This window comes from Fictibacillus enclensis, assembly GCF_030123385.1.
GTDB classification, from domain to species: domain Bacteria; phylum Bacillota; class Bacilli; order Bacillales; family Fictibacillaceae; genus Fictibacillus_C; species Fictibacillus_C enclensis.
This window is the reverse complement of sequence record NZ_CP126109.1, coordinates 3867612-3892716: the sequence shown is the minus strand read 5'-3', so window position 1 is coordinate 3892716 and position 25105 is coordinate 3867612. Positions and strand designations below refer to the sequence as shown.

Below are 25105 nucleotides of genomic sequence, written 5' to 3'. Positions count from 1 at the left end.
AGGCGCTGTGCATTTTTTACATAGCGCCTTTTTGCTTTTTACTCTGACCCGCTGGGATCGACTTCATCCCATGACATGGTGGTTACTTCGGTAAACTCTCCGTTTTCAATCTCTTCTTCAGTTGCCTCTTGATTCAATTCCTCTGCGTCATTCATTCCGGGTGCAACAGTGGGTTCGTCTTTGCGTTCCTTTTTCATGGTGCTGTTCCTCCTTTCTATTTGCCTAGTATTCGAAGTATCCCCTGTAATTAGGAAATTACTCCCATCCGATCCTTTTCTTTAGGGAAAACAAGGGATTTTAACGCCTGTGGTGAAGTAGTAATCTAGGTACAAATGAGGATGCACAACCGCAATGGTTTTACATTTTTATCAATCCAGGGGAGGTAATCAATGATGATGAATGTGCCTTTACGTGTTACAGCGATGATGGAGCATGCCGAAATGTTTTTCCCTAAAAAAACGGTAGTCAGCCGGACGGCTTCTGGTATTCGAACGTTTACGTACCGTGAAATCGCCAATCGGACAAGGCGGCTGAGCAGTGCGCTGAAAAAAAAAGGGGTCCAAAAGGGAGATAAGGTAGGAACACTGGCCTGGAACCATCACCGACATCTCGAAGCTTATTTCGGGATTCCGGGAGCAGAAGCTGTTCTTCATACGATCAATATTCGCTTGTCACCTGCTCATATTGCTTATATCATCAATCATGCAAAAGACAAAGTGCTTTTGATTGATCAGGATATATTACCGCTGATTGAAGGGATCAGGGAAGAGATTACAGGTGTTCAATCGTTCATCCTGATGACCGATGAGCCAGAACTGCCTGATTCCCCATTAGAGCCGCTTTATCATTATGAAGCCCTGCTCGATGAAGGTGATCCGAACTTTGCTTTTAATCCGGATATTGATGAAAATGAACCGGCGGGCATGTGCTATACATCTGCCACCACAGGAAATCCAAAGGGTGTTGTCTATTCCCATCGGGGGATCGTTCTTCACAGTATGGCACTCGGCCATGTGGATGGAGGAAGTGTTTCAGAATCCGATATCTGTATGCCTGTCGTTCCAATGTTTCATGTGAACGCCTGGGGTCTTCCGTTTGCGGCCGTCTGGTTCGGGACCACCCAAGTACTTCCGGGGCCACAGTTTACTCCAAAGCTTCTTGCGGAACTGATTGAACAGGAGCACGTCACCATTACTGCAGGAGTGCCGACGATTTGGCTCGGATTGCTGAAAGTGCTTGATGAAGGGGATTATGATACAAGCAGTCTTCGCTATATTTTATGCGGGGGTTCAGCTGCACCTAAAGGGCTGATCCAGGCATTTGAATCCAGGCATGACATTCCGTTTGCACACGCATATGGCATGACAGAAACCAGTCCCCTTGTGGTTTTTTCCCGAATTAAAAGCTACCAGCAGGATTTCAGCGACGAAGAAAAGCTGAATATCCGGGCAAAGCAGGGATACCTGGTACCGGGCGTGGAAATGAAGGTAAAAGGCGCAAATGGAGATGTCAAATGGGATGGCAATGAAATGGGAGAGCTTCTTCTTCGGGGCAACTGGATCGCTGATGAATATTACGGTGAAGCGCAACCTTCCGCCTTTGAAGACGGCTGGCTTCATACCGGTGATGTTGTCACAGTGGATGAGGAAGGGACAATAAAAATTGTGGACCGCACGAAAGATTTGATCAAGAGCGGGGGAGAGTGGATTTCATCTGTTGATCTTGAAAACGCTCTCATCGCTCATAATGATATATTCGAGGCTTGCGTGGTCGCGGTTCCTGATCCAGAGTGGCAGGAGCGGCCGATCGCCTGTGTGGTGTTGAAGGAAGGAGCCCGTAGCACGGTCACTAAGGAAGACATCAAAGAGTATTTAAAACCGCAGTTTGCCAAATGGTGGATCCCGGACGATGTTTTGTTTATGGATGAAATTCCAAAAACATCGGTCGGCAAGTTTTTAAAACGCGCCCTCAGAGATCAGGTTCGTGATCATTATGCAAGTGAAGGTACAGTAGAGACGAAATAAACCATCAGGCTGCCTCTGCTTTTAGCAAAGGCAGCTTCTACATGAAAGAGTAGAGGTGTCAGACGTGTTAATTACAGAACTTCAGTTTAAAGATGAACTCCTGAAAACGATTATTGATAATGCCTTTCATTGCGTGGTTGTTGTTGACATTAACGGCATCATTACCTATTTAAATCAGGCGTATTGCGATTTTATTAAAGTGGATCAGCAAGAATCGGTCGGCAGGCATGTGACCGATGTGATTGAAAATACGAGAATGCATATAGTGGCCAGGACTGGAAAAGAGGAGATTGCCGATTTGCAGTTCATTGAAGGCAATTATATGATCGCGGATCGCCTTCCCATCCGTCAGGCCGGCAAGGTCGTTGGTGCCGTCGGAACCGTTACCTTCAGAGATACTGAAGAGTGGCGGACCATGAACTCCCATATCAAAAACCTGTTAACGGAACTGGAATATTACCGCAGTGTTCAGGAGGAGAATACCGGTGCGAAATATTCTCTCCATGATATTGTAGGCTCTTCATCCGAGGTTAAGGTTTTAAAAGAGCGGATCAAAAAAGTAGCGGCAAGTGACGTTTCAGTGCTGATTCGGGGTGAAAGCGGGACAGGCAAGGAACTGTTTGCCCACAGCATCCATCAATTAAGTGAACGCTCAAATAAGCCTTTCATCAAGGTCAATTGCGGTGCCATCCCGGAACATCTTTTGGAATCGGAGCTGTTCGGTTACGAGGAAGGAGCTTTTACCGGTGCCAAAAGGGGAGGCAAGCTTGGTAAATTTCAGCTGGCTGACGGAGGAACCATTTTTCTCGATGAAATCGGTGATATGCCCCTTCACATGCAGGTGAAGTTGCTGCGCGTGCTTCAGGACCGTGAAGTGGAAGCGGTCGGCAGTGTGAGGCCGGTAAAGGTGGATGTTCGTGTGATCGCGGCCACCAATAAACCGCTGGAGAAAATGGTAGAGGAGCAGCGGTTTCGGGAGGATTTGTTTTACCGAATCAATGTGATTCAGGTGAACATCCCTCCATTGCGTGACCGGCCGGAAGATATTAAAGAACTCTCCCGGCATTTTCTTGCCAAAATCAATAAGCGTTCCGGACGCCGGATACTGGGACTTCAGGAAGATGTAGCCGGTTTGTTTGACAGCCACAATTGGCCCGGCAACGCGCGCGAGCTTGAAAATGTCATCGAAGCCGCCGTCCATTTGTGCCATGGCGAGCGGATCACAAAAGACGCCCTTCCTGATTATTTAAAAGAAGTTTCCGTGCTGTCCCTGGGGAAACGCAGCCTGAAGGAGATCATGGAGGAAACAGAAAAGCGGGTGTTGCAGGCTGCGCTAAGGGAGCACCATGGCGACCGGCTGAAGACCGCCAAAACCCTCGGCATCGGCAAGACCAGTTTGTATGACAAGCTGAAGAAGTATGGAGTGGAGTGAGGGGGTGGAGCGGTTTTTGGAGGTTTGAGGTTTTTTGGTAGGTCGGGTGGTCGGCAGTTGACATAATCTGGTTTTGGCCAGTAAGTTTTCAATTTCGGCCAGTAATTTGTCCAAAACAGACAGTAAATCATTCAAACACGCTTGTATTTTACTTTTTGGTAGCTCAAACAGGGATTTTTACTTATCAAAGTCCCCTGAGTCATGAAAATTAGAAAGGAATGGGACATTTTTGATCCTAAAAGAGCGTAAAGTTCCACTTATTATTCAAAAATTAGGTGTTTTATTGAGAAGATTGCCTCACGATCATCCAAAACAGAAAGACATTGAGAGCAGTTTCGCTAAACATATGGCTGGTTTTAGAGGGGAAGAATCACTTGACTATTCATTAAGCTTTTTAGCCGATAAAAAGTGTGCCATTCTTCATGATCTCCTGTTATCGGATGGTGTTTATCATTTTCAGTTGGATACCGTTATTGTTACACCCCATTTTTTACTTGTTCTTGAAGTGAAAAATATTACAGGCACCCTTGTTTTTGATATGGACTTCAATCAGCTAATCCGGATTAATGAGCACGCTCAGGAAGAGGATTTTTACCCATGAAGCGGCTTCAGGGAAATTGGAATTGTCCTCATTGCTTACTTCTTCAAAAACAGCCCACCTGAAAGCTTTGCATGATTATTATCTTCTCTTCGGAAACTCCATTAGCAACAGCCAATTCAGACATTTTCTTCTTGTACCTTCCTCTTCCATAGCCAGCAAAATGCTGAGATCTCTTAAACTGCAAGAATCAGGCTCCTTCAAAAACCGAAAATACTTCTTAGCCTTTCCTGAGTAACCCTCATCTCCCCCAATCCACTTTGCTGATTTTCCAGGCGGACCATGGTGTCAGCCGTGCAACTGTGATGTTAATCAGCGTCTTTTCCACACCTTCATTTTCTCTGTAAATCACCGTTTTAACGGGAATAACAGTTTTGAATGTGCGATGTTTTTTGGATTCTTTCCCCTGAATATCATAATGGACGGCGGTTACGCCTTTACCCGCTTTCAAAAGCTTTTTGCGTTCCACTCCTTTTTCAGGAAGAACCGGTTTCATCAAATCCGGATCATTCTCTTTGAGTGACAATAAGTACATTTGAACAACCTGATGGGGGTTGGCATGATGCGCGTAATCTTCAAGTTTTCCCCCTGCTTTTAAGATCATCAGCTTATGGGAGGGATCAGCATTACGCGTTTTATGTGTGGTGCTTCCGGCGAAATGAATGCAAAAATGGCCCGGAAAGCCGTTTTTAAGCGCTCCTGCTCCGTGGGGCATGCCATGCATGGAAGCGGCCAGCATTTTCCCCTTAACCGGTATGAGGATGGCCCGCCGGCGCCAGCTCCATTTCCCGTTATAAAGGTGCTTTAGGACAGCAGTGTCTTTATAGGTCAATGGCTGGACGTCGGCGTGTTTGTTCCCGGCACGACGCTGTACAGAAAAATAAAAGCCGGTTTCCAGGTCAATGACCTTGAATTTTTTTCCGGTTGGCAAAATCCGGTTCACTTTTTGCCATTTTAAAATGGTTCCTTTTTCGGGTACAGGATAGACGGTAAAAGGAAATTCGCTTGCTTCTGCTGCATGGCAGGGGAGGATCATTAGGATAAGAACAAAAAGAAAAGTAATGCGGATTTGTCGGCTGTACATGTCTTTTAACTCCTTGAAATTAGTATCTTTTTTAATATCTCAAGGATCTCTAAAAATAACCGTGTTTTTTCCCGTTCCTAATGGCAAAGTGCCACATTTTAAGATTTCGGGCTTATCACATTGGGCCAAGTAATCACCTTTCTTCTCCTTATCCCATATCTTGTATATTATCCTGTGGGAACAGGGGGGCTAACGGTGGTTTATATAAAAGGGAAGCAACTGAACACAATAGAAGATATACCGGGATTCGGACAATTTTCTGAGGCCCAGCGTGCAACTGCGGTACGACTGCTGAACAGCAGGGAATCCTTTTTTTATGATAGTTCCAGGCAGCTTCAATTCGAAATCACGTATCGTGCAAACATTGTTTCATCCGCTTATGCGCTGAAGGATAGCGGAGCGCGTTTTGCGACGTTTCAAACAGCAAGAGCGAACCGGAATTTCTGGATTTTAACGGCCTATGGTGGATTTCTGATCCGTCCGGATGTCACACCGGCGGATGCGATTACCGATATTTTTGTTAATGGACGTAAATATGCCTTCGAATGTACCACCTCTATGATGATTATCCTCTATAAAGGGTTGCTGGAGACGATTGGGCCGACAACCTTTAATCAGCTGTTTCGGGGATTGTTGTTGTGGAGCACTGAACATGATGAGGACCTTCAGCTGACTGCCGTGATGAGCGGGGAGTCCTTGGCCGGGGACATTCGCTATATTCAAAATCCCGAGTTTCATCCTGCGACTCCTCAATGGCAGGGCGAGAATTTGATTGATTTAGGAAATGGGATGTTTTTCGGTCATGGCATCGGGGTGGGAATGCTCGGTGAATTCATTGAAGTTCTAAACCAGCGTAGGCGTCCGGGAGCCACGACGTCGGCTTTTTTGACCGCGCAGATCATCCGTCCGAACTTTAGAAGAATGGCTGAATACACAGGACATCCGCTTCGGCGTCTGCTTGTATAAAAAAACCACCCGGCAAATGATAACCGGGTGGTTTTTACTGGTCTTTTATTGAATGTAAGGAAGCGGGTTAACCGCGTTGGTTTTACCAACGTTCCAAGGTCCTTTATGGAGCTCGAAATGAAGATGCTGTCCAGTGGAGTGGCCAGTGCTGCCCATGTGTCCAAGAGTTTGTCCCTGGGAAACCGTCTGGCCGGTGCTTACTGCGCGGTCTCTCATGTGCGCGTAAACAGTCGTGTAAAGCTGTCCATCAATATAATGGGACAGAAAAACCACATTTCCGTATGAAGATGAGGTGTAGGAGCGGATTACCGTTCCGGATGCCGCTGCATGGATTGGAACAATACCTCCAGCTGCGATGTCAATGCCTGCATGGAACTTGTTCCATCTTGAACCAAGCTGTGAAGTAACAACACCTGCTGACGGGAAGATGAACTTTCCGGATGAACTAGGCGGTGTGTATGATGGCTCGGGTTTTGGCTCAGGCTTTGGAGCAGGTTTTGCTGGTGCTGGTGCTGGCGCAGATTCATGAGCCGGTTGGCTTGCTTTTTCCTTTGCTGCACGTTCAGCCGCTGCTTTTTGGGCGGCTTCTCTTGCTGCTGCTTCTTTTGCTGCTTTAGCCGCAGCCGCTTTAGCTGCCGCCTCACGACGGGCACGCTCTGCTGCTTCTTTTTTCGCTCGTGCAATTTCTGCTTTGATCGCTTTTTCCTGGTCGGCAAGAAGAGCATCTTTCTCTTCAAGCTGGCCGATATCATCATGAAGGTGGTTTTCTTCGCTGCGAAGCTGCTTCATGATCTTATTTTTCTTGCTTTTTTGATCCTTCAGCTGGCCGTTCAATGAATTCAGCTCATCTAATTGGCCGTTCAGTGAAGAAAGCTTTGACTCCACCTGCTGCTTTTTTTGTTCAACTGCCTCCTTGTCACGCTTATGTTCTTCCAGAATCGTTTTATCCTGCTCCGCAATGATGTTCAAGCTGATCATGCGGTCAAGGAAATCACCGAATCCCTGTGAACCAAGCAGCACTTCTATGTATTTTACAGCGCCGCCTGTTTCGTACATATTGCGAACACGCTCTTTCAGTAAGGCATCACGTGCTTTAATGCGTTTTTCAAGTTCTGCAATTTCACTTTTCAATTTTTCGATGTCCGCTTTTGTTTGAGCGATCTCATCTTTTTTGGTTTGAATATCGTCAGCTGTCTTTTTTAACGACGCTTGGAGTTTATCCAATTCCTTCAGGAGCTGGTCCTGTTCACCCTGTACTTTTTTAACCTGCTTGTTTTTCTTGGCTTGTTCCGCATGGTTTTCGGCTTGCTTTTGTTGAACATCTTTCAGCGTTTCTGCAGATGCTGATGTGTATGTAAATCCGGATAGTCCAATACTAATTGTTAATGCTGCAGTTAAAATCTTCCTCTTCAACAATAAGTCCCCCTTTTCGTGCAAATGTTACCAGTCTATTAATCACAGAGATTATTATAGCATTTAAAATCGACAAGTTTTCGTGAAATAATATTACATTTGTATTTCATAATGTTACAGCAATCGTTGTAATTTGACATTAACTTGGATAAATGAGCCAATTTACCTGGATAGAGGACATGATTTACTACAGGGTGAAACCTAATTTTGTCGAGTTTTATCAGAACCTCAGCATTTATGAAATAAAATAGTTTTATAATGAAAGAATTGAAAACAAATAAGAAAAAAAACAGCATCCACTGCAGGTTGCAGAGGATGCTGTTCCAGGGTTATGGAGTTGGTTTTTGACGGTCCAGTGGAAGGGTGATGCACCTAAAGGCACCGCCTGATTTAATGATCTCGGTAATGTCCACTTCAATCACGTGATAGCCTCTTTCTTTGAGTTTTGCATTGATTTTTTTATTTACCGGCAGGGCAAAAATGGTTTTGTCCCCGATCGACAATATATTTGTACCGAGCGTAAATTGCTCATCTTCATCAATTTCAATCGTTTGGTACCGGGAAGTCAGCAGTTTTAATTCTTCTTCATGGAATGCAGGAGGGTAAATGATGGCTTCCTCTGGTGATAAAACGTTGAACACACAGTCAAGATGCAAATATTTCTCGTTGAAGGGAACCGGAATGATGGTATAGTCAGGCTCATGCTTCTGGAGATTGGCAATCGCTTCCCGGCTTGTGCGGTGGCTCACACCAACATACACGGTTTTTCGGTCCAGAAGCACATCACCGCCTTCAATACTGTCATGCTGCAAATCCATGATCGTAATGTGCTCTTCATTCATCCACTCTTTCAGTATCTTTTCTTCTCCCTGCCTGATTTCCCGCCCCATTGCGGAGATATACAGCGTATGTCCGATGGTAAAGCCGATATCTCTCGTGAAAACCTGCTCCGGATATTCCTGTAAGGCTGGAAGACAGTGCACCTTAATCCCTTTCTCTTCAAGGGCCTTGATAAATCTCTTATGCTGTTTTACCGCAAGCTCTGTGTCGATATTTTCGTCAGCGTAGTATTTCTGTGTTTCATTGATGACTTCACGAATTTTCATGAACTTGGGCTCACAAAGAATTACATCTTTCAATTGGTCATATTCGCTATAACAGGCCATTTGATCCCTCATTTTCTACATCGTTTTCTCATCGCATCTGTAAAGACTCCTGCTATATTCTTTCCAAAAAACAAGAAAACATGCTAAAGGCTTAGCTTTCCAACAGCTTTGTAATGGTGTAAGCAATCATTTGCTGAGTAGCAATCAGAGTTGAAAGATGAAGGCGCTCGGTCCATTTATGCGCATCCCGGCCCAATGGACCTAAATTCATCACTGGCATCGTCAGCTCCTTCATTTCATCCAATGGAAGGCGGTAACGTTCACCGTAAACTGGCATGTTGTCCAGCAGCGGGCGAAGTTCCTCTTGTTTATAGGACAGGCCGACATAGCTCAAGTCGGAAAGTCCGGTAAAATAGTTTTGTTTTTTTAATGTGATTTGAAATTGTTTTTCAGCAAACTGGATGACATCTCCTGAAACCTCCTGGATCAATGAATCCTCCCTCGACGATACGGCTGGATAGAAGGGAGGGGCATAAAAAAGAACGATCATAGGCGCATATTGCTTGCAAAGGCTGGCCAGATCATTGACCAGCATGGTGGTTACATCCCGGTCATCGAGATGGGGATGGGTCGACAAAATATAGTTTTCACGTCTAGTGATCTCCTCCTGACCATGAAGTTCAAGTGCTTTTTCATACAGCTCCTGAAACGTTAAGACAGATATGGCGGGCTTTTTTACGTCAAAAGGGACCAGTTTTGAGTAAGCAAGCGCTTTTTCATAAAAAAAGGATTCCACGTTTTTGGCCGCCTCTTTTGCAAGTCCGAGCAGCTGCCGGTTCACTTCTGTAAAGGATTTTTCCATTAACAGCAAATTAAACATCGTGACGGCTGCATGAGGGATCTGAACGGAATAATGGTCTTTTAAATCTTTCTGAAGCAGATTGGCAGGTGGCGGTATGGCTTCATCCTCAAGCGTTTCGCAAAAGTCGAGATTCAGCTCCAGCCTTTTTGTGATTTCTGCTGTCATCAGATTACCGTTTAATCCGCCAAAGGGTTCACCCACATGGGTTTCCCGGCCATAACAAAGAAAACCGGGAAGTACTTTGCCCACTGTACCCGTGTACAAATAATGATTCTTGTCCCCTGGGTAGCGGGTAAAGGCAGGTTCTCCGTTCAGGCAGGCTTTATAGGAAATCGAGAATTGTTTTTTCAATTGCTCGAGAGCGGGGATGGCAGCAAGCATACCGGCGGAATTCACTTCTTCGTCGGGAACGGAAACCATCAAAATGTTTCCGGGGAAGTGACCCTCGGCCGCCTTTTCGATCATGGAAAGGTGAAGGGCCACGCCGGCTTTCATATCCATGGTGCCGCGTCCAAACAGCCATTGGCCATTCTCTAAATCTTCCATTAATTCATCCGGCAGATTTTGCAGTTGTTCGATTTGTTCCGTCAGTTCAGATGGACGGAAGGCAAGATGTTTTAAATCGCCATAGTCTTCTATGTTTACCACATCAAAATGGCTTAACAAGATAACAGTATCCTTGTGTGAGCCGTTTCGGACAAAGGCCGTTAATAGCTTGCGTCCATCCGGCATGGGGAGAAGCTGCAAATGGCCGGGGTTTTCTTTGTAATAATCCAGAGAGTTTAGCGTGTAGTAGAGATGTTCAGCCATCGCGATTTCAGCCGGTTCAGTGGAGATACTTGGTATCTCAACGAGTTCTTTTACAAGTGCCGTGAGTGATTCCTTGTCTTGCCATCTGCTCATATGATCCCTCTTTTCTATGAAGTAGCTTGCTTTCTATTGATTGATATTATCCTAACACAAATTGTAAATTCTTAAGAATCTTAAGAAAGATTGAAGGTTTACTGGGATTTATTGACTCCCTCACACTTGCTCTGTAACATCGGTTCTGTAACAAGCAATACAATGGCGGAGGGGAAAAGAATGATAGAGGTTAATGGGCTTTCTCATGAATTTCGAATTGGACAAAAAGGAAAGGAAAAAGTGGTACCCGTCCTTCATCATGTGAATCTGCATGTAAAGCAGGGAGAGATTGCGGCCATCGTCGGCAAAAGCGGTTCAGGAAAATCTACCTTGCTCAATTTAATCAGTGGCTATATCAAACCTGTTTCAGGAACAATCCAAATTAACGGTACGGATGTTACATCATTTAGTGAAGGGCAATGGGCGGATTTCCGGTTGAACCATATGGGATTTATCTTTCAAAGCTTTCAATTGATCTCCAGCATGACGGCTTTCGAAAATGTGGAATTGCCGCTTATCTTAAAAGGGGTGAATGAAAAGGAAAGGCAAAGACAGACCCAGGAAATGCTCGAAACAGTGGGGTTATCGGAATATGGCGGACATTATCCGGGCGAATTATCCGGCGGCCAGCAGCAAAGGGTGAGTATTGCTAGGGCACTTATCGTACATCCCCCGATTATACTGGCGGATGAACCTACCGGCAGCCTGGACAGTGACAATGAAAAGGAGCTCCTTGCTTTCATTCAAAAACTGAACAAAGAACGTGGAATCACCTTTTTGGTGATCACTCACGATCAGGAAGTGGCACAGATCGCCCACCGAACGATAGAAATAGTGGATGGGTATGTAATGGAGGGGGAGAAGATCTATGAAGTTCACGGATAGGTATCGTTTTGTCCGGGCAAATATGAAAAAGAATAAAACACGCGTGATTATGACCGTTTTGGCGGCAACGATTGGTTGTGCATTTTTAATCGTTCTTGCTTCAATCGGTTTTGGCATCCACAAAACAGCGATAAAGGATATTACGAACGGCAGCCTGATGACTGAGATTGAAGTGCATGGAGAAAAGCCTTTCACTCGGAAGGATATCCAAAAGCTCGATCAGCTTAAAAACACAAAAACGGTCACTCGCAAACAGATTGTTGAAAACAATCAAACGTATCGCCTGGACAAATATGAATCCCATTCAGAAACGATGGTTGCTGATATACCTGCAGAAAAGAAGGCGGGATTTGAATTGAGCAAGGGAAGGATGCCGATACATAAAAATGAAATCATAGTCGGATATGATTTTGCGCAGGGTCTTGCGAAACAGATTCCCGATGAGGAAACGAAAAATCTCTCGGAAAAGGAATTGCAGAACAAGTTGAAGGAAAGCCAATATAAAGGTGACCTGCTTGGAAAAACCGTTCAGCTGGAAATTCAGCAGATGAAGGGCAAAAGAATGGTAAAGAAAAACTTTCCGCTCACCATTGTCGGCATTGGAAAGAAACCATCCAAGCAATGGATGCTGAATGAATCGGTTTTTATTTCTGAAGGTTTGTTAAAAGATATTGAGCGTTTTACCAAAACACCACGAGGAATCATGAATCTGCCGGAAAATAAGCCTATAAAGATGGATTACAATGTATTTAATGATGTGAAAGTATACACCCATACAGCAGATGAGGTGGAGGGCGTTTCAGAAAAAATTGAAAAGATGGGTTACAGCACTTATTCTGCTCAAAATGAACTAAAGCAGATCAACGTGATTTTCCTGATTATTAAAATTGGCCTGATTACGGTTGGGACGGTTGCGGTTTTAATTGCCTCCATTGGTATTTTCAATACGATGACGATGGCTGTAACCGAGAGAGCACAAGATATTGGTATCATGAAAGCGATTGGTGCCCATCCGGGTGTGATCAAAAAAATCTTTCTGATGGAAAGCAGTTTTATTGGGATCATGGGCGCATTAATCGGAACAGCGATTGCGTATTTGTTCAGTTATGGTGTGAACCTTATTCTTCCTGTACTCATTGAGCAGTTTTTTCATGAGAAACCACCTGAAAACTTTTACTTCTCCTACATTCCGGTATCCTTACCATTGATCTGTATTGCCATTTGCTTCGGAGTCACCTTGATCTCCGGATTGCGTCCAGCCGTCCGCGCAACTCAAGTGGATGTTTTGAAAGCATTGAGAAGGGATATATAATAGAGTAGCTGCCTTTTAAAAAAAGGTGGCTTTTTAATTGGAATATAAAGCAAAATCACATGCTGCTTGATAAAATAAGGGATATAAAAGAAGTTGTTAATCGTGGAGAGGAAGCGAAGCAATGGTAGAAACAATAGAGGAAATCGGCCGGTGGATCAGCAGCCAAAGTAAAAAGGAGTTCATAAATCAAAATACGAGAGACCATGATTTTCTTTTGGATGCTGGCATGATTTCTGAATTTATTGATTTGATCGGTCAAAATTTGCATAAAGATAAGGAAGACTTAAAAAAAAGCATCGATCCTTGGACAAGGAGAGCGGCGGATTTCTATTACCGTTATCAAAAAGAGATGGAGACAGCCATCCAGGAGTTAAGTTTGCTGCGCCAGGAAATATGGAGTAAATTGGAGTACGCCTTTGAACAAGAGCTTTTTACAGGATTTAATGTTTTTGAGATGGGTTCATTGTTGATCAGAAATAATGATTATACCATCTACTCTTTAAGCCGGGCCTTTGAAAACAAATATAAGGATGATGTGGCTCATAAAGAAGAATTGCTGAAGGAGCAAGAATCCGTGATTTCTGAACTTTCGGTGCCTATGATTCCTTCTATTATTCCCGATACTATCCTTGTTCCTTTAGCTGGTGATCTTTCCGTATACCGACTGGAGCAAATTCGTACCAGACTTTTGTATGCTGTAGCCAGCCAGAGAGTGACCACCGTTGTGGTGGATTTTACAGGAATTACTTCGCTTCAGGTTTCGGCACTGGGAATACAGGAACTGGCTCTGCAAATTGAACAGTTGACTGCTTCATTGCGGCTCATGGGAGTTGATGCACTTTTAACAGGATTTAGTGCAGAGCTCAGCCTTGGCATTGTACAAGCTGATATCTCCTTAAATGTTCCGGTGTTTTCATCCTTCAAAAGTGCTTTAACGTATTTGGTTCATGTGAAGAATATTACAATAGAAGATTTAACCACAAAGTAAACGAATGTGCAGAAGGGTCTAAAGTTTCAGAAACTGGAAGTGTGACTGGAAAAATATCCTTCCAACGGTTTATTTCTATTGTTAAAGGTTTAAATGTCCTCCTTTTCCGTCAACACTTAAATGAGTTGACTTTTAAAGGAGGTATTTTTATGAAAAAATGGGCAAAGGGTGTGGGTATCCTCACGCTTGGTATCCTGCTTTCAGCTTGCAGCAGTAATAATAACGATATGAAAAGTGACCCAAAGTCGGAGGGGGCTTCAAGCATGTCCAAATCCTCGCCGATTACGGTCCAGCTCATGAATTCGCACGGACAGAAGGCAGGGACTGCGACCCTTGAACAAGCCGCTGAAGGCGTAAAAGTAAAAGTAGAAGCCAAAGGGCTGACCCCAGGCAAGCACGGCATCCACTTTCATGAAAACGGCGTATGTGAAGTGCCAAAATTCGAATCAGCCGGCAAGCACTTTAACACCACCAATAAACAGCATGGATTTGAAAACCCAAAAGGACCGCATGTGGGAGATTTAAAAAATATTATGGCCGACCAATCCGGAAATGCAAGCGCTGATTTAATGTCATCTCTTGTTACACTTCAGGAGGGCAAGGATAATTCTCTGCTGAAAGAGGGAGGTACGGCTCTTGTTGTACACGCCAAGGCGGATGATTACAAAACCGATCCTTCCGGTAATTCCGGGGACCGGATCCTTTGCGGCGTCATCAAAAAATAAAAACTCTAAAAACCGGCTTCTGGAAATAGAAGCCGGTTTTGTTTCTTTTTTGTACGAAGTAGCTATATCGTTTGGATTTTAACCGTTTCCTCCTTGAAAATATAAAAATTTGTTCGGAAAACAAACTTTTTTTCCGAACGATACTTTCTTTTTCTCAAGAATTATTTTATAATGTGTCTAACTTCATAGACTCGTATAATAGCAGGGATATGGCCTGCAAGTCTCTACCGGATCGCCGTAAATGATCCGACTACGGGTGTCGCATAAAACGTGTTGTTTTTTTGTTTAGTGAAACTTCATGTTTCTCTTTCGGGGGATCTAAGACCTGGGAGAACGCTTCATTCGTAGAGAGGCGTTTTTCCGGGTCTTTTTTTCGTACTTTTATCAGTAAACCCGCGTAAAGGAGATAGATTATGAACTTTCTTGAAGAAGTCATCTTAAAAGAAGGACAGGCATTATCGGAAAAGGTGCTTAAAGTAGATTCTTTCTTAAATCATCAGGTCGATCCTGAAGTCATGCGAAAAGTAGGGGAAGAATTGGCCCGGAGATTTATAGATGCTGGAATCACCAAAATCCTTACCATTGAATCGTCGGGTATTGCTCCAGCTGTCATGGCAGGACTGGAACTTGGGGTAAATGTAATATTTGCCCGAAAACGAAAGTCATTGACTCAAAACGAGGATTTGCTGACGGCCAATGTCTATTCGTTTACAAAGGAAGAGAAAAATGAAATATCGGTTTCAAAGAAGTGGCTGACTGCCGGTGAAAACATACTGATCATTGATGATTTTCTGGCTCACGGAGAAGCAGCGCTGGGGCTTGCCCATCTGGTGGAAGCGGCAGGTGCGAACGTCGCCGGGTTTGGAATTGTTATTGAAAAGTCGTTCCAGTCAGGAAGAGAGAAGCTTCTTAAAAAAGGCTACCGGGTGGAATCACTGGCAAGAGTAGCATCACTTTCAAATGGCTCCATCACCTTTACACGGCAGACAGAGGAGGCGCGTATCTGATGAAAATGACAAATGGAAAGTTGTTTTCACTGGGCATTCAACATGTTTTGGCGATGTATGCAGGGGCGGTGATCGTGCCTTTAATCGTGGGAGGAGCTTTGAAGCTTTCGACCGAACAGCTTGCCTATCTCGTTTCTATTGATTTATTAACGTGCGGTCTTGCAACCCTGCTGCAAGTATGGAATAACCGTTTTTTCGGAATCGGCCTTCCAGTGGTTCTTGGATGTACGTTTACAGCGGTAGGGCCAATGATTGCTATCGGCTCCCAGTATGGCATATCCGCTATCTATGGCTCCATTTTGGTCGCAGGCATTGCCGTTGTATTATTAGCTGGTTTGTTCGGCAGAATTCTTAAACTTTTCCCGCCGATTGTAACCGGATCGGTTGTCACAATTATTGGGGTTACCCTCATCCCGGTTGCCATTCAGGATATGGCAGGGGGCCAGGGAAGCAAAGACTTCGGCTCACCGGAAAACCTGATGCTGTCGTTTGGCGTGCTGGCATTTATCATTATCGTTTACCGTTTGTTCACCGGTTTTATACGTGCTGTCTCCATTTTGCTCGGCTTGGTGGCAGGAACGCTGGCGGCTTCCTTTATGGGAAAAGTCGATTTCGGACCGGTAGCAGATGCCTCATGGTTCCATATGGTACAGCCATTCTATTTCGGAGCTCCAACCTTCCATGCAAGTGCCATCCTTACGATGGTTCTTGTGGCCATTGTCAGCATGATTGAGTCGACCGGAGTATTTATTGCCCTTGGAAAAATCTGCGGCAAGGATGTTACACCGGAGCAAATGACAAAGGGATACCGTGCGGAAGGATTGGCGATCATTCTTGGAGGTATTTTCAATGCCTTCCCTTATACGACCTATTCCCAGAACGTCGGGCTTGTGCAGCTTTCAGGCATCCGGACCAAAAATGTGATCTATACGGCCGGAGGAATGCTTGTCGTGCTTGGCCTTGTTCCAAAAGTGGCCACGCTGACGACATTAATTCCTACACCTGTCATGGGAGGCGCCACGGTCGCCATGTTTGGTATGGTCGTGGCTTCCGGCATCAAAATGCTGAGTGAAGTGGATTTTGGCAAACAGGAAAACCTTTTGATTATCGCTTGTTCTGTCGGGATCGGCCTTGGTGTGACCGTTGAGCCGGATTTGTTCGCAAAACTTCCGCAGGGCATACAGATTTTAACCGATAATGGCATCGTAGCAGGCAGCTTAACGGCTATTGTCTTAAACCTTGTTTTTAATACAGAGAGAAAAAAGGTAAATGCTAAACAGCGGAAGGAAGCAGCTGTCCAGGCTATTTCCGTTAAATAAACAATAGCCGGGCAGCAGAATGGATGCTGTCCGGCTTCCATTATAAAAAGGTTTTTATTTCAAAAAATTCGGGTATAAATGGATAGAGCAAGTCAGCAAGTAAAAGGAGGAAAAAAATGAAATACTGCAAAGACTGTTTAACCATTCTTCATCACGATCATGGAAGTGAAGGGTGTCCTGTTTGTGAAGGAACCAATACACAGGACATCGTAATTACCGTGTTAAGCAATGAACGAAATAAGCAAGGCGCATAAGACATATGATATGTCTTATTTTTTTTGCAATTGCATAACTTCTCCCATTTTACTGTAGGATTTTCAGTGAAAGTGTATAATAAGTCATCCATTCATATTTCAAATAGGTAATGGAGGCATAAATTACATTTGCTCAATGGATTTCCTTTTGTTTACAATACAGATATCGTCATATTTGCTCAAAACACATCGAAATGTTGTGAAGTTATCAGCGTAACGCCGTTGTATAGAAGTTGGGAGGAATGTTTTACATGAAACAAACAATGGATGACAAAATAAAAAACAGGAACAGCTGGTTTAAAATCCTTTTGATCAGCTTATTTTGCATGGTACTCATGTTTAAAGTGGCCACGGCCAAATTTACGTTTCATTTTTCGGATTTATTATCATTTATTCTGGCTGTATTTGCGATCGCGATTTCTGTACTGTATTACTCCAAGGTGAATGAGGTCATTCAACTGCTGGGAGGAAACACCGGCAGTATGTTTAACCGAAACAGGAAAAATGATGGAACCTCTGTAACAGATGCTTCTGGGCCTGCGAAAAATGAAGCTGAACTGCAATTGGATCTGGAAGAACATAAAGACCAGCTGAAGCGGGTAAAAAAGGTGCAAAACGAGATCATTGACCGTCTGATGGCCAATCAGGATCTCCTTGAAGAGGATAGACGCGATTATATCGGCTATCTTTTGCAAAAAGAAAAAGAGGCTGCGATGATCCAACTCGATATGGATAAGGTGCTCACTCAGCTTTCCCAGCAGGATGAATCATTAGATGATGAAGGATCTGCTGACGGCAAGGAAATCAACAGTGTGAATGATGTAGTGGCCGTTCTGGGGAAAGATGTAATCTTGAGCGCAACGTTTGACGAACTCAATCAAAAGGTTAAAGCCGTTCAGCCGAAAATGAGCAGTACTGCTTCCGAAGCTCTTTTGGATGCCGGACTGGTTGACCAGCATTTCAACATCACACGTAAAGGGCTTAAAGAATTTCGCAGTACCGCCAAGAAAATGAAAAAAAGAGCATAATGCTGATTTTGAAAGCTCCCGTTGACGGGAGCTTGTTTTTTTTCCTTTAGAAGGGGAATGGATGCAATAAAGGAGGGTGTGCTGTGGAATTTACTATTCGAACCGTAAATGATCACCAGGAGCTGGAGAATGCAATCAAACTTTTGGGAAGGGTTTTTCCGGAAGAGCAGCTTTTTTCCAGAATCGCCTCGAAAAGGAACCAGCCTACTCATCAAGACCACATGGATTGCCGAGAAGGAGGGGGATATGGCCTCTGTCGTTCAAATCTTCCCTTTTTCCATTTGGGTGTCCGGAGTTGAGGTCAAAACAGCCGGCATAGGGAACGTGGCCACCCATCCGGACTACCGCGGGCATCGGCTGACCCACCGGATTTTGGAGGAAATTGAACAAAAGCTGTTTGAACGGCAATATGGTTTGTCCAACTTATTCACCGGTATTCCGGGTTTTTTATGAAAAGGCAGGATGGCAGACGGTAAATCAGCCCATTCCCATTATACAAGCCGGTCACATGAAACAAGTAGGGGACGGTGCGTTTCCTGGTGGTAAGCTGGACATTCAAACGGTAACCGGAAATGATTTGGAATCCATCCGTGCCATTTACGAAGCATTTTCAACTACCCTGAATGGCCCACGAATCCGGTCTGAAGATTATTGGAAGAAACAAATAGAAAACGAGAACGAGAACGATTATTTTCAAAAGGCAGTAAGGGACGAAACAGTGTTGTCGTATATTCGTGCTGAAAAAAGAGTGACGTCTTTACGATCCATGAACTTTGCAGTCTGGACGGAGAAAAAGACAGCATGGTTCCGTTAGTTCTTTCCCTGCTCGATCCCCAAATCAAAACAGTAAGGTGCCTGCTTCCCATGAACCATTTTATCTTGAAAGATGTACCTTATGATATAGAAGAAAATAGAGAAGGCATGTGGAAGATTATCGATCAGGATGAAGTGCTGCAGCAATTTCAATCCGTTTTTGAGAAGCGGGGAAGTCATCTTGGTATGGATCATCTGCAATTATCATTCCTTGGGGATTCCTGGCTTTTCAGCTGGGAGAACGGCAATACAGAGTTAAAGCAATCCGAGTTTCTTCACTATCTTATGAGGGGAGCGGATGAGATCCCTGATCGGCATTCAATGATTAAGGAGCTGTTTCCTGAGTCATCGTATATTTTTTGGTCCAAAGACCGGTTTTAAATCGTACAAGGAGGAAGAATCACAATGAAAGAACCCAATAAACTAATGGTCGTAGCACACCCGGATGATGAGATTTTTTTCGGGGGAGATGAACTGATCCAGGAAAAAGGCTGGAAAGTGATTTGTATTTCGGACCGAAATGATGCTACCCGCAAGAAGGAATTTGAAACCGTCATGAAAGAGGTTGGAGCAGAACATGAGATCTGGAACTATCAGGATGCCTGGACCGAACATGTGAATCGCCAAGAACTTGAAACCGATTTACGCCGGGTTCTGGCAGAGAGGGAATATAAGAAAATTGTCACCCACAACCTGAAAGGCGAATATGGCCATCCCGAGCACAAAGCTCTGTCAGAAATAATGCATAATTTGGTTGATAAAAATCTTTATATGTTTGATTTTACGATTAAGAAACTGCTGTTCGTCGATATACTCAAACGCAAGCTTGAAATTCTGGAATTGTATAAAAGTCAAAAACCAGCCGTGATTGAACTGCTTGACCTCATTGCCATTGCTCGGACCGTAAAAGTCAAATAAATGTGAACAGAGTAGTTTCCCCTGTGATTTTATGGTAAGTTACTAACGATACATAAAAACTCACAGGGGGACTTTTTTTCATATGCTGTTTGTTGCAAAGGCTGTTTTATATCTTGTTTTTTCTCTTTTTATCGGTACTTTTATTCTCTATTCCCTATCTGATAAACGGCGTCCCTCCATTCATGTTTCAAAGAAAGGGCTCTTGTTGTGGATTGCCCTCATCCCCGTGACGGCATTTTCTCAAGTGCTCGAACTGGCATTAAGTCTTGGGAAGGATTTTGGTTTCTGGCCAACCCTTAATGATATCTTATTTTCCTTTGACATCGGCAAAGGGTGGTTTTTTATTCTTGCCTTATCATTGCTTTTATTTGTGATGGTTTACTTTAACGATGTTTCGAACGACCGTTTTTTGTCCAGGCTTTCTTTAGGCATAGGCGTCGTCCTCACCATCGCAATTGGATATACAAGTCATGCGGCTTCACTAAATCAATGGGGCGGGCTTTTTGCACATGCCCTTCACTTTCTTGCCATTACAGGCTGGACGGGAACGCTGCTGATTGTCAGCTGGTTTTCAAAAGACAGGGAAAGACTGCCTGCCTTCTTTAAATGGTTTACTCCATTTGCCTTCATTTGCCTTCTTGCAACCATTGGAGGGGGAATTTGGCTGATGGGCTATATTGTTCCTGAATATTTCAACTCATGGATGATTGATTACGGACAGGCTCTTCTGATCAAGCATGTTCTTTTGATCGTTGTGGTCTTTTACGCAGGAATCAATACCATCTGGGTTCGAAAAAACATGGCTGACCCGTCTTTTGCTCAATACAAATGGATGAGACTCGAAGGGGTTATTCTGCTTATTATTTTTGCGGTAACCGGCTTTATGACCCAGCAGGAGCCTCCACATGATGTTTCACAGACATTGGCCTTTCAAAGGCCATCCAAACTGTTCACTGCCTTTGTTGACGGAAAGGTGAACATCAACTCTACTGTAGATATCGCTCCGACTTTGATCGGCGCAGGATTTTTGGTGGCAGGTCTGCTGCTGCTTGCCGTCAGCTATTTTACGATCCGACGGAACGTTTCAATGTTGGTGGTTTTCCTGCTATCTTTGGGCGCTGCTCTTTCGTTTTATCTCGCCGTCATGTTCTCGGCTTTCATATAAGGAAAAGCTGTTTGGTAACCTTTGTTGCTCTGAAAGTGGTTGATTTCCTCGCACCTTGCACTCTAATCAACTGGTTAATGAAGCTTATTAAAATAAAAGGTTCCAAAGGCTACATTTTAACAAGGATAAAAAATAAAAAGGGTTCCAACAGGGATCCTTTTTTTTGTTTGCCCGCTGCCTTTCTTTTTGGGAATACCCTTGTTACAATGGCGGAAACAGGAGGGATCAGCGATGGAACAGCAGCTTCGGGAACAGTTTGATGGTCTGTTGGAGAAATACACGGAATTGCTTCTTGGGGAAAGTGATGATGACAAAAAAGAAAAGGTGATGATGTGGGCTTTGTATTCCTACATATCGAAAACCATGCCTGCCTTGGCAAAGCATTGGAATGAGGAGTATCCGGAAGGAAAAGAAGGCATAAAAGAAGTAGTGTCCGAGATTAAACAACTGAATGAACAGCACCGCAGAAATAGCGGAAAATCTTGATTTTTTGCCGATGACAGAGAGGAGCTTCTCCCTTTCTTTCATATACTGATATAAGGAAAAAAACAAAACCCCATGCAGGGTTTTCAGCAAAAAATGTCGAAATTTTTCAAAAAAGACAATATAGGAAAAACTAATGATATGATTAAAGCGCATACATCATTGAAAGTTCAGTAAACTTCGGTGCATGGCACCATGAAAGAGAGAGACTGAATCTATAGGGGGAATTAACGATGGAACAGGCGATGAGAGATTTCTTTCTGTTTCTGGCAAAAAACAAAACGATGACAAAACTGGCAAAAAGGTACGGCCTGAAATTCGGGGCGAGCCGTTTTGTCGCCGGAGCTTCACTGGACAGCTCAATCTCGGCCATCAAAAAATTGAATGAAAAAGGAATGCCTGTCACGATTGACCATCTCGGTGAGTTTGTTGACAACGAACTGGAAGCAAAAGAAATGACAGAGCATTGTATTGATGCTATCAAAGCCATTTCAAAGGAAAATGTAAATTCCCAGTTATCCTTAAAGCTCACTTCCATGGGACTGGACATCAGTGATGACCTGGTGATGGCCAACATGAGAAAAATCATGGAAGCCGCCGAAAAATACAATGTATTTGTGACCATTGATATGGAAGATTACAGCCGGTGTGAAAAGACACTGGAAATCTTTAAAAGGCTAAAAAGTGAATTTGATAATATATCAACAGTGATCCAGGCGTATCTTTACCGGTCGCTGGATGACGTTAAAAATCTGAATGATTATCATCCCAATCTCCGGCTCGTGAAAGGCGCCTATAAAGAATCACAGGAAGTTGCTTTTCCTGAAAAATCAGATGTGGATGAAAACTATAAGAAGCTGATCGAAACTCATTTGCTGAATGGCAATTATACAGCCATTGCCACTCATGATGATGAAATTATCAATTATACGAAAGACCTGGTTAAAAAACATTCCATCCCGTATGACCAGTTTGAATTCCAAATGTTGTTCGGTATTAAAGTAGAGCGGCAGGAGCAGCTGATGCAGGAAGGATATAAAATGCGGATCTATGTACCTTACGGAAACGACTGGTACGGTTATTTCATGCGCCGCCTGGCCGAACGCCCGGCAAACGTCATGTTTGTCGTTAAAGGTGTATTTGGAAAGTAAAAAACGGGCTGTCCAAGAAGTCTGGAAGCCGTTGATTTTCGTTCCAGGCCGCTCGCTTTCCGCGGGGCGTGCGGTGAGCCTTACCGGCGTGAACGCCTACCTTTTGGCGCAAGCGCCTGCGGGAGTCTCACCTGTCACGCTAGTCCCGAAGGAGTCTCGCACCTTCCACTACAATCAACTTTTCATTGAAGATTTTTTACGCAAAAAGGGGATGCCTGTAGGTCAATTTTTGACTTTCAAGACAGCCCCTTTTTTTATTTAACTTTGATTTCCTGCCGTCGTAAGCGGATCGTGCTCTTCACCTGTCTTTAAGTCAATCACTTTCGTATTATCTTTCGGGACAGGAACGGTTTTGCTTTTTGGCGCTTTCTTGTGATTCTCCACCCAATCCACGAGCAGGTCAAAGGATTGATACACATACGGAAGCAGAGGCTGCATTTCTTTATGTGGATCCGTGGCCGCATTCCATACCAAACTGTCCACATGGTTTCCTTTCTCGATGGTGTACAGGCGGTGGAGATTGCCGCGGCCGTTTTTCTTGATCAGCTTGTCATAGGGATCCGCATGAACGGAAGGGAAAATCAATGAATCCCAGGAGCCTGTCAGGCTGATCAACGGAACATCGATTCTGCCAGTATTCTGGATGGCTTCCACATTCCTTTTTACAGAAGCAGGGCGGGTGTTGTAGTCATAGTTTTGAAAAATAGAGTCATAGGTCCGGTCCCTGACACCGTTGGTAAAATTCAAGTAATTTTGCCATGGAATCCGGTTTGGTGCATTAGGATCGAGCTCGTCCCTGTATATATTTAATGTAACAAACCAGTAGACCTGATCATGGTAGGACCAAAGATTTTCAGAACCCTTCGGAAGCCCGGCTTTATACAGTTCTTTTCTTGCCTCTGCCTGCTCGGAGGGTGTTCCGTACAATGCCCTTTCAGCTGAATTTACCACAGGGGTGAGAGATGTAATTAAATTCGGTTCATGCGCTCTCCATAAAACGCCTTCCCAATCAATTCCGCCATCAAATAAAGATGGCCTACCTGATTTTTTCATGCCGTCATGTTCGAGTGCATAGCGGACCACATAACCGCCATTGGAAATACCAACGGCATAGGTAGGGACGCGGTGTTTTTTTGTAACGAGTTTGCTCGCGGGGTTGTCCTTATCATTTTTCTTAATCAGTTGGTGAGAATAGTTCTTTTCAAGGTAGTGCTGGGCAGCAACCGTAATCTGTCTGAAACGCTGATGCCATTCGGAGATGCTGTCTTCCTCACTGGCCAGCGCATTCTTCACTTTTGCGAAAGGGTCGTCAGGATCGGATGTTCCTTGTGTACCTTTATCGATGGCTGCAAAAGCGTAGCCTTTCGAAAGCATATAGTCACTAAACAGAAGATCGGTTGAGGTTTCATTTCTGGTGGCCGGGATGCCTGCCACGACAAGCTTTCCGTTCCAGTCATGGGGCACCCTGATTACAAACTGTGCATCCTCGAATGCGCCATTTACTTGTGTTCCTGTAATTTCAGCAGGATTATTCAGTTTATTCCAGCCGGTGCCTTTCTCTTTATCTCCCCAATTGTAGGGGGCAAGACCAAGATTTCCATAAACGGTAGCTGCTTCATATTGTTTTGGATTTTTGGTCGTCAGCCAGTTGGCATCTTTCCCGTCAAATATCGTTTCTCTCACATTATGTGCGCCTTTAAAGTCGGGATGTGATTTTGTTTCTTTGTGGGCTTGTGCTGTTTGCATGCTTGAAAAAAGAAGTATAGAAGCAGCTGCTGTAATGCCAATCCATTTTTCCTTCACCTTAATTCCTCCAATCGAATAGAAGAAGAGCCCAGGTGAATTCAGCCGGGCTCCTCATGTTGTAATATTTCATGCTGCAGGATTATTGAGCAATATAACCGCCGTCGATTACGACGGCCTGCCCGGTTACTCCCGCGGCTTTATCGCTAGCCAAAAAGATGGCATAATCAGATATTTCTTTAACCGTAAGCAATCGTTTTTGCGGCACTAATGGATAGATTACTTCTTCAAGTACTTTTTCAAGCTCCACATTGCGGGTACGGGCCAGATCTGACAGCTGGTTCCGTACAAGCGGTGTATCGACATAACCGGGACAGATCGCATTGACGGTAATACCGTGTTCAGCGCCTTCAAGTGCGGCTACTTTAGTTAAGCCAATGACACCGTGCTTGGCGCTGTTATAGGCGGCTTTTCCGGCAAACCCGACGAGTCCGTTGATGGATGCCATATTGAGTATACGTCCAAAGCCTTGCCTTTTCATAATGGGAAAAGCATGCTTTGTAGCCATGAATGGAGCGGTGAGCATCACCTTGATCAGCAGTTCAAACTTCTCTGTCGGAAATTTTTCCAATGGTGACACATGCTGAAGGCCCGCATTGTTGATGACCACGTCCAGCCTGCTAAACTCACTGACCGTGTCATCCATGGCTTGTTTTAAGGCGTCTTCGTTACTAACATCACATGCAGTTCCAATGGCTTTAAAACCTTGTTCTTTAAGGGAGGCAGCCGCACGTTCTGCCTTTTCAGCGTTCAGGTCGCAAATGGCCACTCTTGCTCCTTCTTTCGCAAAATCAGTGGCGATTTCCAGTCCGATCCCGCTTGCAGCCCCAGTAATAAAAGCAACTTTATTTTCAAGTAATGCCATT

27 protein-coding genes and 1 riboswitch are annotated in these 25105 nt (G+C 44.2%); of the genes, 20 read left to right on the top strand and 7 right to left on the bottom strand.

What is annotated here, in order from left to right:
- Positions 1 to 38: 38 nt before the first annotated feature.
- Positions 39 to 197 (bottom strand): hypothetical protein, encoded by a 159-nt coding sequence (locus QNH15_RS20340; RefSeq protein ID WP_164988987.1) that lies wholly within the window; start codon positions 195 to 197, stop codon positions 39 to 41.
- A gap of 195 nt (positions 198 to 392) precedes the next feature.
- Between QNH15_RS20340 and QNH15_RS20335 the strand changes: the two genes are divergently transcribed.
- The 3 genes from QNH15_RS20335 (at position 393) to QNH15_RS20325 (ending at position 4057) form a co-directional block, all read left to right on the top strand.
- On the top strand, positions 393 to 2024 hold the full coding sequence (locus QNH15_RS20335) for a long-chain fatty acid--CoA ligase (RefSeq protein ID WP_283895679.1): 1632 nt from the start codon (positions 393 to 395) through the stop codon (positions 2022 to 2024).
- Between the two features lie 64 nt (positions 2025 to 2088).
- Complete coding sequence (locus QNH15_RS20330; protein ID WP_283890086.1) at positions 2089 to 3456, top strand: sigma-54 interaction domain-containing protein; 1368 nt, start codon at positions 2089 to 2091, stop codon at positions 3454 to 3456.
- Positions 3457 to 3739: 283 nt separating this feature from the next.
- Entirely contained in the window at positions 3740 to 4057 is a 318-nt protein-coding gene (locus tag QNH15_RS20325; protein WP_283890084.1) for a nuclease-related domain-containing protein, read from the top strand.
- Positions 4058 to 4295: 238 nt separating this feature from the next.
- On the opposite strand, the gene QNH15_RS20320 is transcribed toward QNH15_RS20325, so the two are convergent.
- A complete protein-coding gene (locus tag QNH15_RS20320) occupies positions 4296 to 5138 on the bottom strand; it encodes a hypothetical protein (RefSeq protein ID WP_283890082.1) in 843 nt (280 codons plus the stop codon).
- Positions 5139 to 5333: 195 nt separating this feature from the next.
- Here QNH15_RS20320 and QNH15_RS20315 point away from each other — a divergent pair, with 195 nt between their 5' ends.
- Complete coding sequence (locus tag QNH15_RS20315; protein WP_283890080.1) at positions 5334 to 6104, top strand: protein-glutamine gamma-glutamyltransferase; 771 nt, start codon at positions 5334 to 5336, stop codon at positions 6102 to 6104.
- A gap of 45 nt (positions 6105 to 6149) precedes the next feature.
- Here QNH15_RS20315 and QNH15_RS20310 read toward each other — a convergent pair whose 3' ends face one another.
- The 3 genes from QNH15_RS20310 to QNH15_RS20300 all read right to left on the bottom strand — a co-directional run bounded on the left by QNH15_RS20310 (position 6150) and on the right by QNH15_RS20300 (position 10388).
- Positions 6150 to 7517 carry a murein hydrolase activator EnvC family protein gene (locus tag QNH15_RS20310; protein WP_283890078.1) on the bottom strand — a complete coding sequence of 456 codons (1368 nt, stop codon included), beginning with the start codon at positions 7515 to 7517 and terminating at the stop codon, positions 6150 to 6152.
- A gap of 329 nt (positions 7518 to 7846) precedes the next feature.
- Complete coding sequence (locus tag QNH15_RS20305; RefSeq protein WP_283890076.1) at positions 7847 to 8683, bottom strand: dimethylarginine dimethylaminohydrolase family protein; 837 nt, start codon at positions 8681 to 8683, stop codon at positions 7847 to 7849.
- Between the two features lie 91 nt (positions 8684 to 8774).
- Positions 8775 to 10388, bottom strand: a complete 1614-nt coding sequence (locus QNH15_RS20300; protein ID WP_283890074.1) for a M20/M25/M40 family metallo-hydrolase — start codon at positions 10386 to 10388, stop codon at positions 8775 to 8777.
- 180 nt (positions 10389 to 10568) lie between these two features.
- Between QNH15_RS20300 and QNH15_RS20295 the strand changes: the two genes are divergently transcribed.
- From QNH15_RS20295 to QNH15_RS20220, 16 genes are all read left to right on the top strand, one after another.
- The gene (locus tag QNH15_RS20295) at positions 10569 to 11273 is read left to right on the top strand and encodes an ABC transporter ATP-binding protein (protein ID WP_283890072.1); all 705 of its coding nucleotides are present in this window, start codon (positions 10569 to 10571) and stop codon (positions 11271 to 11273) included.
- Complete coding sequence (locus tag QNH15_RS20290; RefSeq protein WP_283890070.1) at positions 11257 to 12585, top strand: ABC transporter permease; 1329 nt, start codon at positions 11257 to 11259, stop codon at positions 12583 to 12585. Before QNH15_RS20295 ends, QNH15_RS20290 begins: the two co-directional genes overlap by 17 nt.
- 121 nt (positions 12586 to 12706) lie before the next feature.
- Positions 12707 to 13573, top strand: coding sequence for an STAS domain-containing protein (locus QNH15_RS20285; RefSeq protein ID WP_283890068.1), 867 nt, complete (start codon positions 12707 to 12709; stop codon positions 13571 to 13573).
- A gap of 149 nt (positions 13574 to 13722) precedes the next feature.
- Positions 13723 to 14298 (top strand): superoxide dismutase family protein, encoded by a 576-nt coding sequence (locus QNH15_RS20280; RefSeq protein WP_283890066.1) that lies wholly within the window; start codon positions 13723 to 13725, stop codon positions 14296 to 14298.
- Positions 14299 to 14469: 171 nt separating this feature from the next.
- Positions 14470 to 14571: riboswitch (purine riboswitch) on the top strand.
- Positions 14572 to 14711: 140 nt separating this feature from the next.
- Entirely contained in the window at positions 14712 to 15305 is a 594-nt protein-coding gene (locus tag QNH15_RS20275) for a xanthine phosphoribosyltransferase (RefSeq protein WP_283890064.1), read from the top strand.
- A complete protein-coding gene (locus QNH15_RS20270) occupies positions 15305 to 16624 on the top strand; it encodes a nucleobase:cation symporter-2 family protein (RefSeq protein ID WP_430667101.1) in 1320 nt (439 codons plus the stop codon). The genes QNH15_RS20275 and QNH15_RS20270 overlap by 1 nt, the downstream gene beginning before the upstream one ends.
- Positions 16625 to 16740: 116 nt before the next feature.
- Entirely contained in the window at positions 16741 to 16878 is a 138-nt protein-coding gene (locus QNH15_RS20265) for a hypothetical protein (protein WP_156412573.1), read from the top strand.
- A 251-nt stretch (positions 16879 to 17129) separates the two neighbouring features.
- Positions 17130 to 17906, top strand: coding sequence for a hypothetical protein (locus QNH15_RS20260; protein WP_283890062.1), 777 nt, complete (start codon positions 17130 to 17132; stop codon positions 17904 to 17906).
- Positions 17907 to 18035: 129 nt separating this feature from the next.
- Positions 18036 to 18359 carry a GNAT family N-acetyltransferase gene (locus tag QNH15_RS20255; RefSeq protein ID WP_283890060.1) on the top strand — a complete coding sequence of 108 codons (324 nt, stop codon included), beginning with the start codon at positions 18036 to 18038 and terminating at the stop codon, positions 18357 to 18359.
- Positions 18360 to 18414: 55 nt separating this feature from the next.
- Positions 18415 to 18720 carry a hypothetical protein gene (locus tag QNH15_RS20250; RefSeq protein ID WP_283890058.1) on the top strand — a complete coding sequence of 102 codons (306 nt, stop codon included), beginning with the start codon at positions 18415 to 18417 and terminating at the stop codon, positions 18718 to 18720.
- A complete protein-coding gene (locus tag QNH15_RS20245) occupies positions 18708 to 19100 on the top strand; it encodes a hypothetical protein (RefSeq protein ID WP_283890057.1) in 393 nt (130 codons plus the stop codon). The genes QNH15_RS20250 and QNH15_RS20245 overlap by 13 nt, the downstream gene beginning before the upstream one ends.
- Before the next feature lie 24 nt (positions 19101 to 19124).
- Positions 19125 to 19637, top strand: coding sequence for a PIG-L family deacetylase (locus QNH15_RS20240; RefSeq protein WP_283890055.1), 513 nt, complete (start codon positions 19125 to 19127; stop codon positions 19635 to 19637).
- 82 nt (positions 19638 to 19719) lie between these two features.
- On the top strand, positions 19720 to 20802 hold the full coding sequence (locus tag QNH15_RS20235; RefSeq protein ID WP_283890053.1) for a copper resistance D family protein: 1083 nt from the start codon (positions 19720 to 19722) through the stop codon (positions 20800 to 20802).
- 231 nt (positions 20803 to 21033) lie between these two features.
- A complete protein-coding gene (locus QNH15_RS20230) occupies positions 21034 to 21288 on the top strand; it encodes a YusU family protein (RefSeq protein WP_283890051.1) in 255 nt (84 codons plus the stop codon).
- Positions 21289 to 21518: 230 nt separating this feature from the next.
- Positions 21519 to 22436 (top strand): proline dehydrogenase family protein, encoded by a 918-nt coding sequence (locus tag QNH15_RS20225; protein WP_283890049.1) that lies wholly within the window; start codon positions 21519 to 21521, stop codon positions 22434 to 22436.
- The gene (locus QNH15_RS20220) at positions 22426 to 22698 is read left to right on the top strand and encodes a hypothetical protein (protein ID WP_283890047.1); all 273 of its coding nucleotides are present in this window, start codon (positions 22426 to 22428) and stop codon (positions 22696 to 22698) included. Before QNH15_RS20225 ends, QNH15_RS20220 begins: the two co-directional genes overlap by 11 nt.
- Here QNH15_RS20220 and QNH15_RS20215 read toward each other — a convergent pair.
- Positions 22695 to 24239, bottom strand: coding sequence for an alpha/beta hydrolase (locus QNH15_RS20215; protein ID WP_283890045.1), 1545 nt, complete (start codon positions 24237 to 24239; stop codon positions 22695 to 22697). The genes QNH15_RS20220 and QNH15_RS20215 overlap by 4 nt on opposite strands.
- A gap of 82 nt (positions 24240 to 24321) precedes the next feature.
- Positions 24322 to 25104, bottom strand: a complete 783-nt coding sequence (locus tag QNH15_RS20210) for a 3-hydroxybutyrate dehydrogenase (protein WP_283890044.1) — start codon at positions 25102 to 25104, stop codon at positions 24322 to 24324.
- Position 25105 lies beyond the last annotated feature (1 nt).

Bases quoted from the DNA above. Each gene is read 5' to 3' on its own strand.
- QNH15_RS20340 (WP_164988987.1), bottom strand. From the start codon at position 197: ATGAAAAAGGAACGCAAAGACGAACCCACTGTTGCACCCGGAATGAAT.
- QNH15_RS20335 (WP_283895679.1), top strand. From the start codon at position 393: ATGATGAATGTGCCTTTACGTGTTACAGCGATGATGGAGCATGCCGAA.
- QNH15_RS20320 (WP_283890082.1), bottom strand. From the start codon at position 5,138: ATGTACAGCCGACAAATCCGCATTACTTTTCTTTTTGTTCTTATCCTA.
- QNH15_RS20305 (WP_283890076.1), bottom strand. From the start codon at position 8,683: ATGGCCTGTTATAGCGAATATGACCAATTGAAAGATGTAATTCTTTGT.
- QNH15_RS20300 (WP_283890074.1), bottom strand. From the start codon at position 10,388: ATGAGCAGATGGCAAGACAAGGAATCACTCACGGCACTTGTAAAAGAA.
- QNH15_RS20295 (WP_283890072.1), top strand. From the start codon at position 10,569: ATGATAGAGGTTAATGGGCTTTCTCATGAATTTCGAATTGGACAAAAA.
- QNH15_RS20290 (WP_283890070.1), top strand. From the start codon at position 11,257: ATGAAGTTCACGGATAGGTATCGTTTTGTCCGGGCAAATATGAAAAAG.
- QNH15_RS20285 (WP_283890068.1), top strand. From the start codon at position 12,707: ATGGTAGAAACAATAGAGGAAATCGGCCGGTGGATCAGCAGCCAAAGT.
- QNH15_RS20280 (WP_283890066.1), top strand. From the start codon at position 13,723: ATGAAAAAATGGGCAAAGGGTGTGGGTATCCTCACGCTTGGTATCCTG.
- QNH15_RS20275 (WP_283890064.1), top strand. From the start codon at position 14,712: ATGAACTTTCTTGAAGAAGTCATCTTAAAAGAAGGACAGGCATTATCG.
- QNH15_RS20270 (WP_430667101.1), top strand. From the start codon at position 15,305: ATGAAAATGACAAATGGAAAGTTGTTTTCACTGGGCATTCAACATGTT.
- QNH15_RS20265 (WP_156412573.1), top strand. From the start codon at position 16,741: ATGAAATACTGCAAAGACTGTTTAACCATTCTTCATCACGATCATGGA.
- QNH15_RS20260 (WP_283890062.1), top strand. From the start codon at position 17,130: ATGAAACAAACAATGGATGACAAAATAAAAAACAGGAACAGCTGGTTT.
- QNH15_RS20255 (WP_283890060.1), top strand. From the start codon at position 18,036: ATGCAATCAAACTTTTGGGAAGGGTTTTTCCGGAAGAGCAGCTTTTTT.
- QNH15_RS20250 (WP_283890058.1), top strand. From the start codon at position 18,415: ATGAAACAAGTAGGGGACGGTGCGTTTCCTGGTGGTAAGCTGGACATT.
- QNH15_RS20245 (WP_283890057.1), top strand. From the start codon at position 18,708: ATGGTTCCGTTAGTTCTTTCCCTGCTCGATCCCCAAATCAAAACAGTA.
- QNH15_RS20240 (WP_283890055.1), top strand. From the start codon at position 19,125: ATGAAAGAACCCAATAAACTAATGGTCGTAGCACACCCGGATGATGAG.
- QNH15_RS20235 (WP_283890053.1), top strand. From the start codon at position 19,720: ATGCTGTTTGTTGCAAAGGCTGTTTTATATCTTGTTTTTTCTCTTTTT.
- QNH15_RS20230 (WP_283890051.1), top strand. From the start codon at position 21,034: ATGGAACAGCAGCTTCGGGAACAGTTTGATGGTCTGTTGGAGAAATAC.
- QNH15_RS20225 (WP_283890049.1), top strand. From the start codon at position 21,519: ATGGAACAGGCGATGAGAGATTTCTTTCTGTTTCTGGCAAAAAACAAA.
- QNH15_RS20210 (WP_283890044.1), bottom strand. From the start codon at position 25,104: ATGGCATTACTTGAAAATAAAGTTGCTTTTATTACTGGGGCTGCAAGC.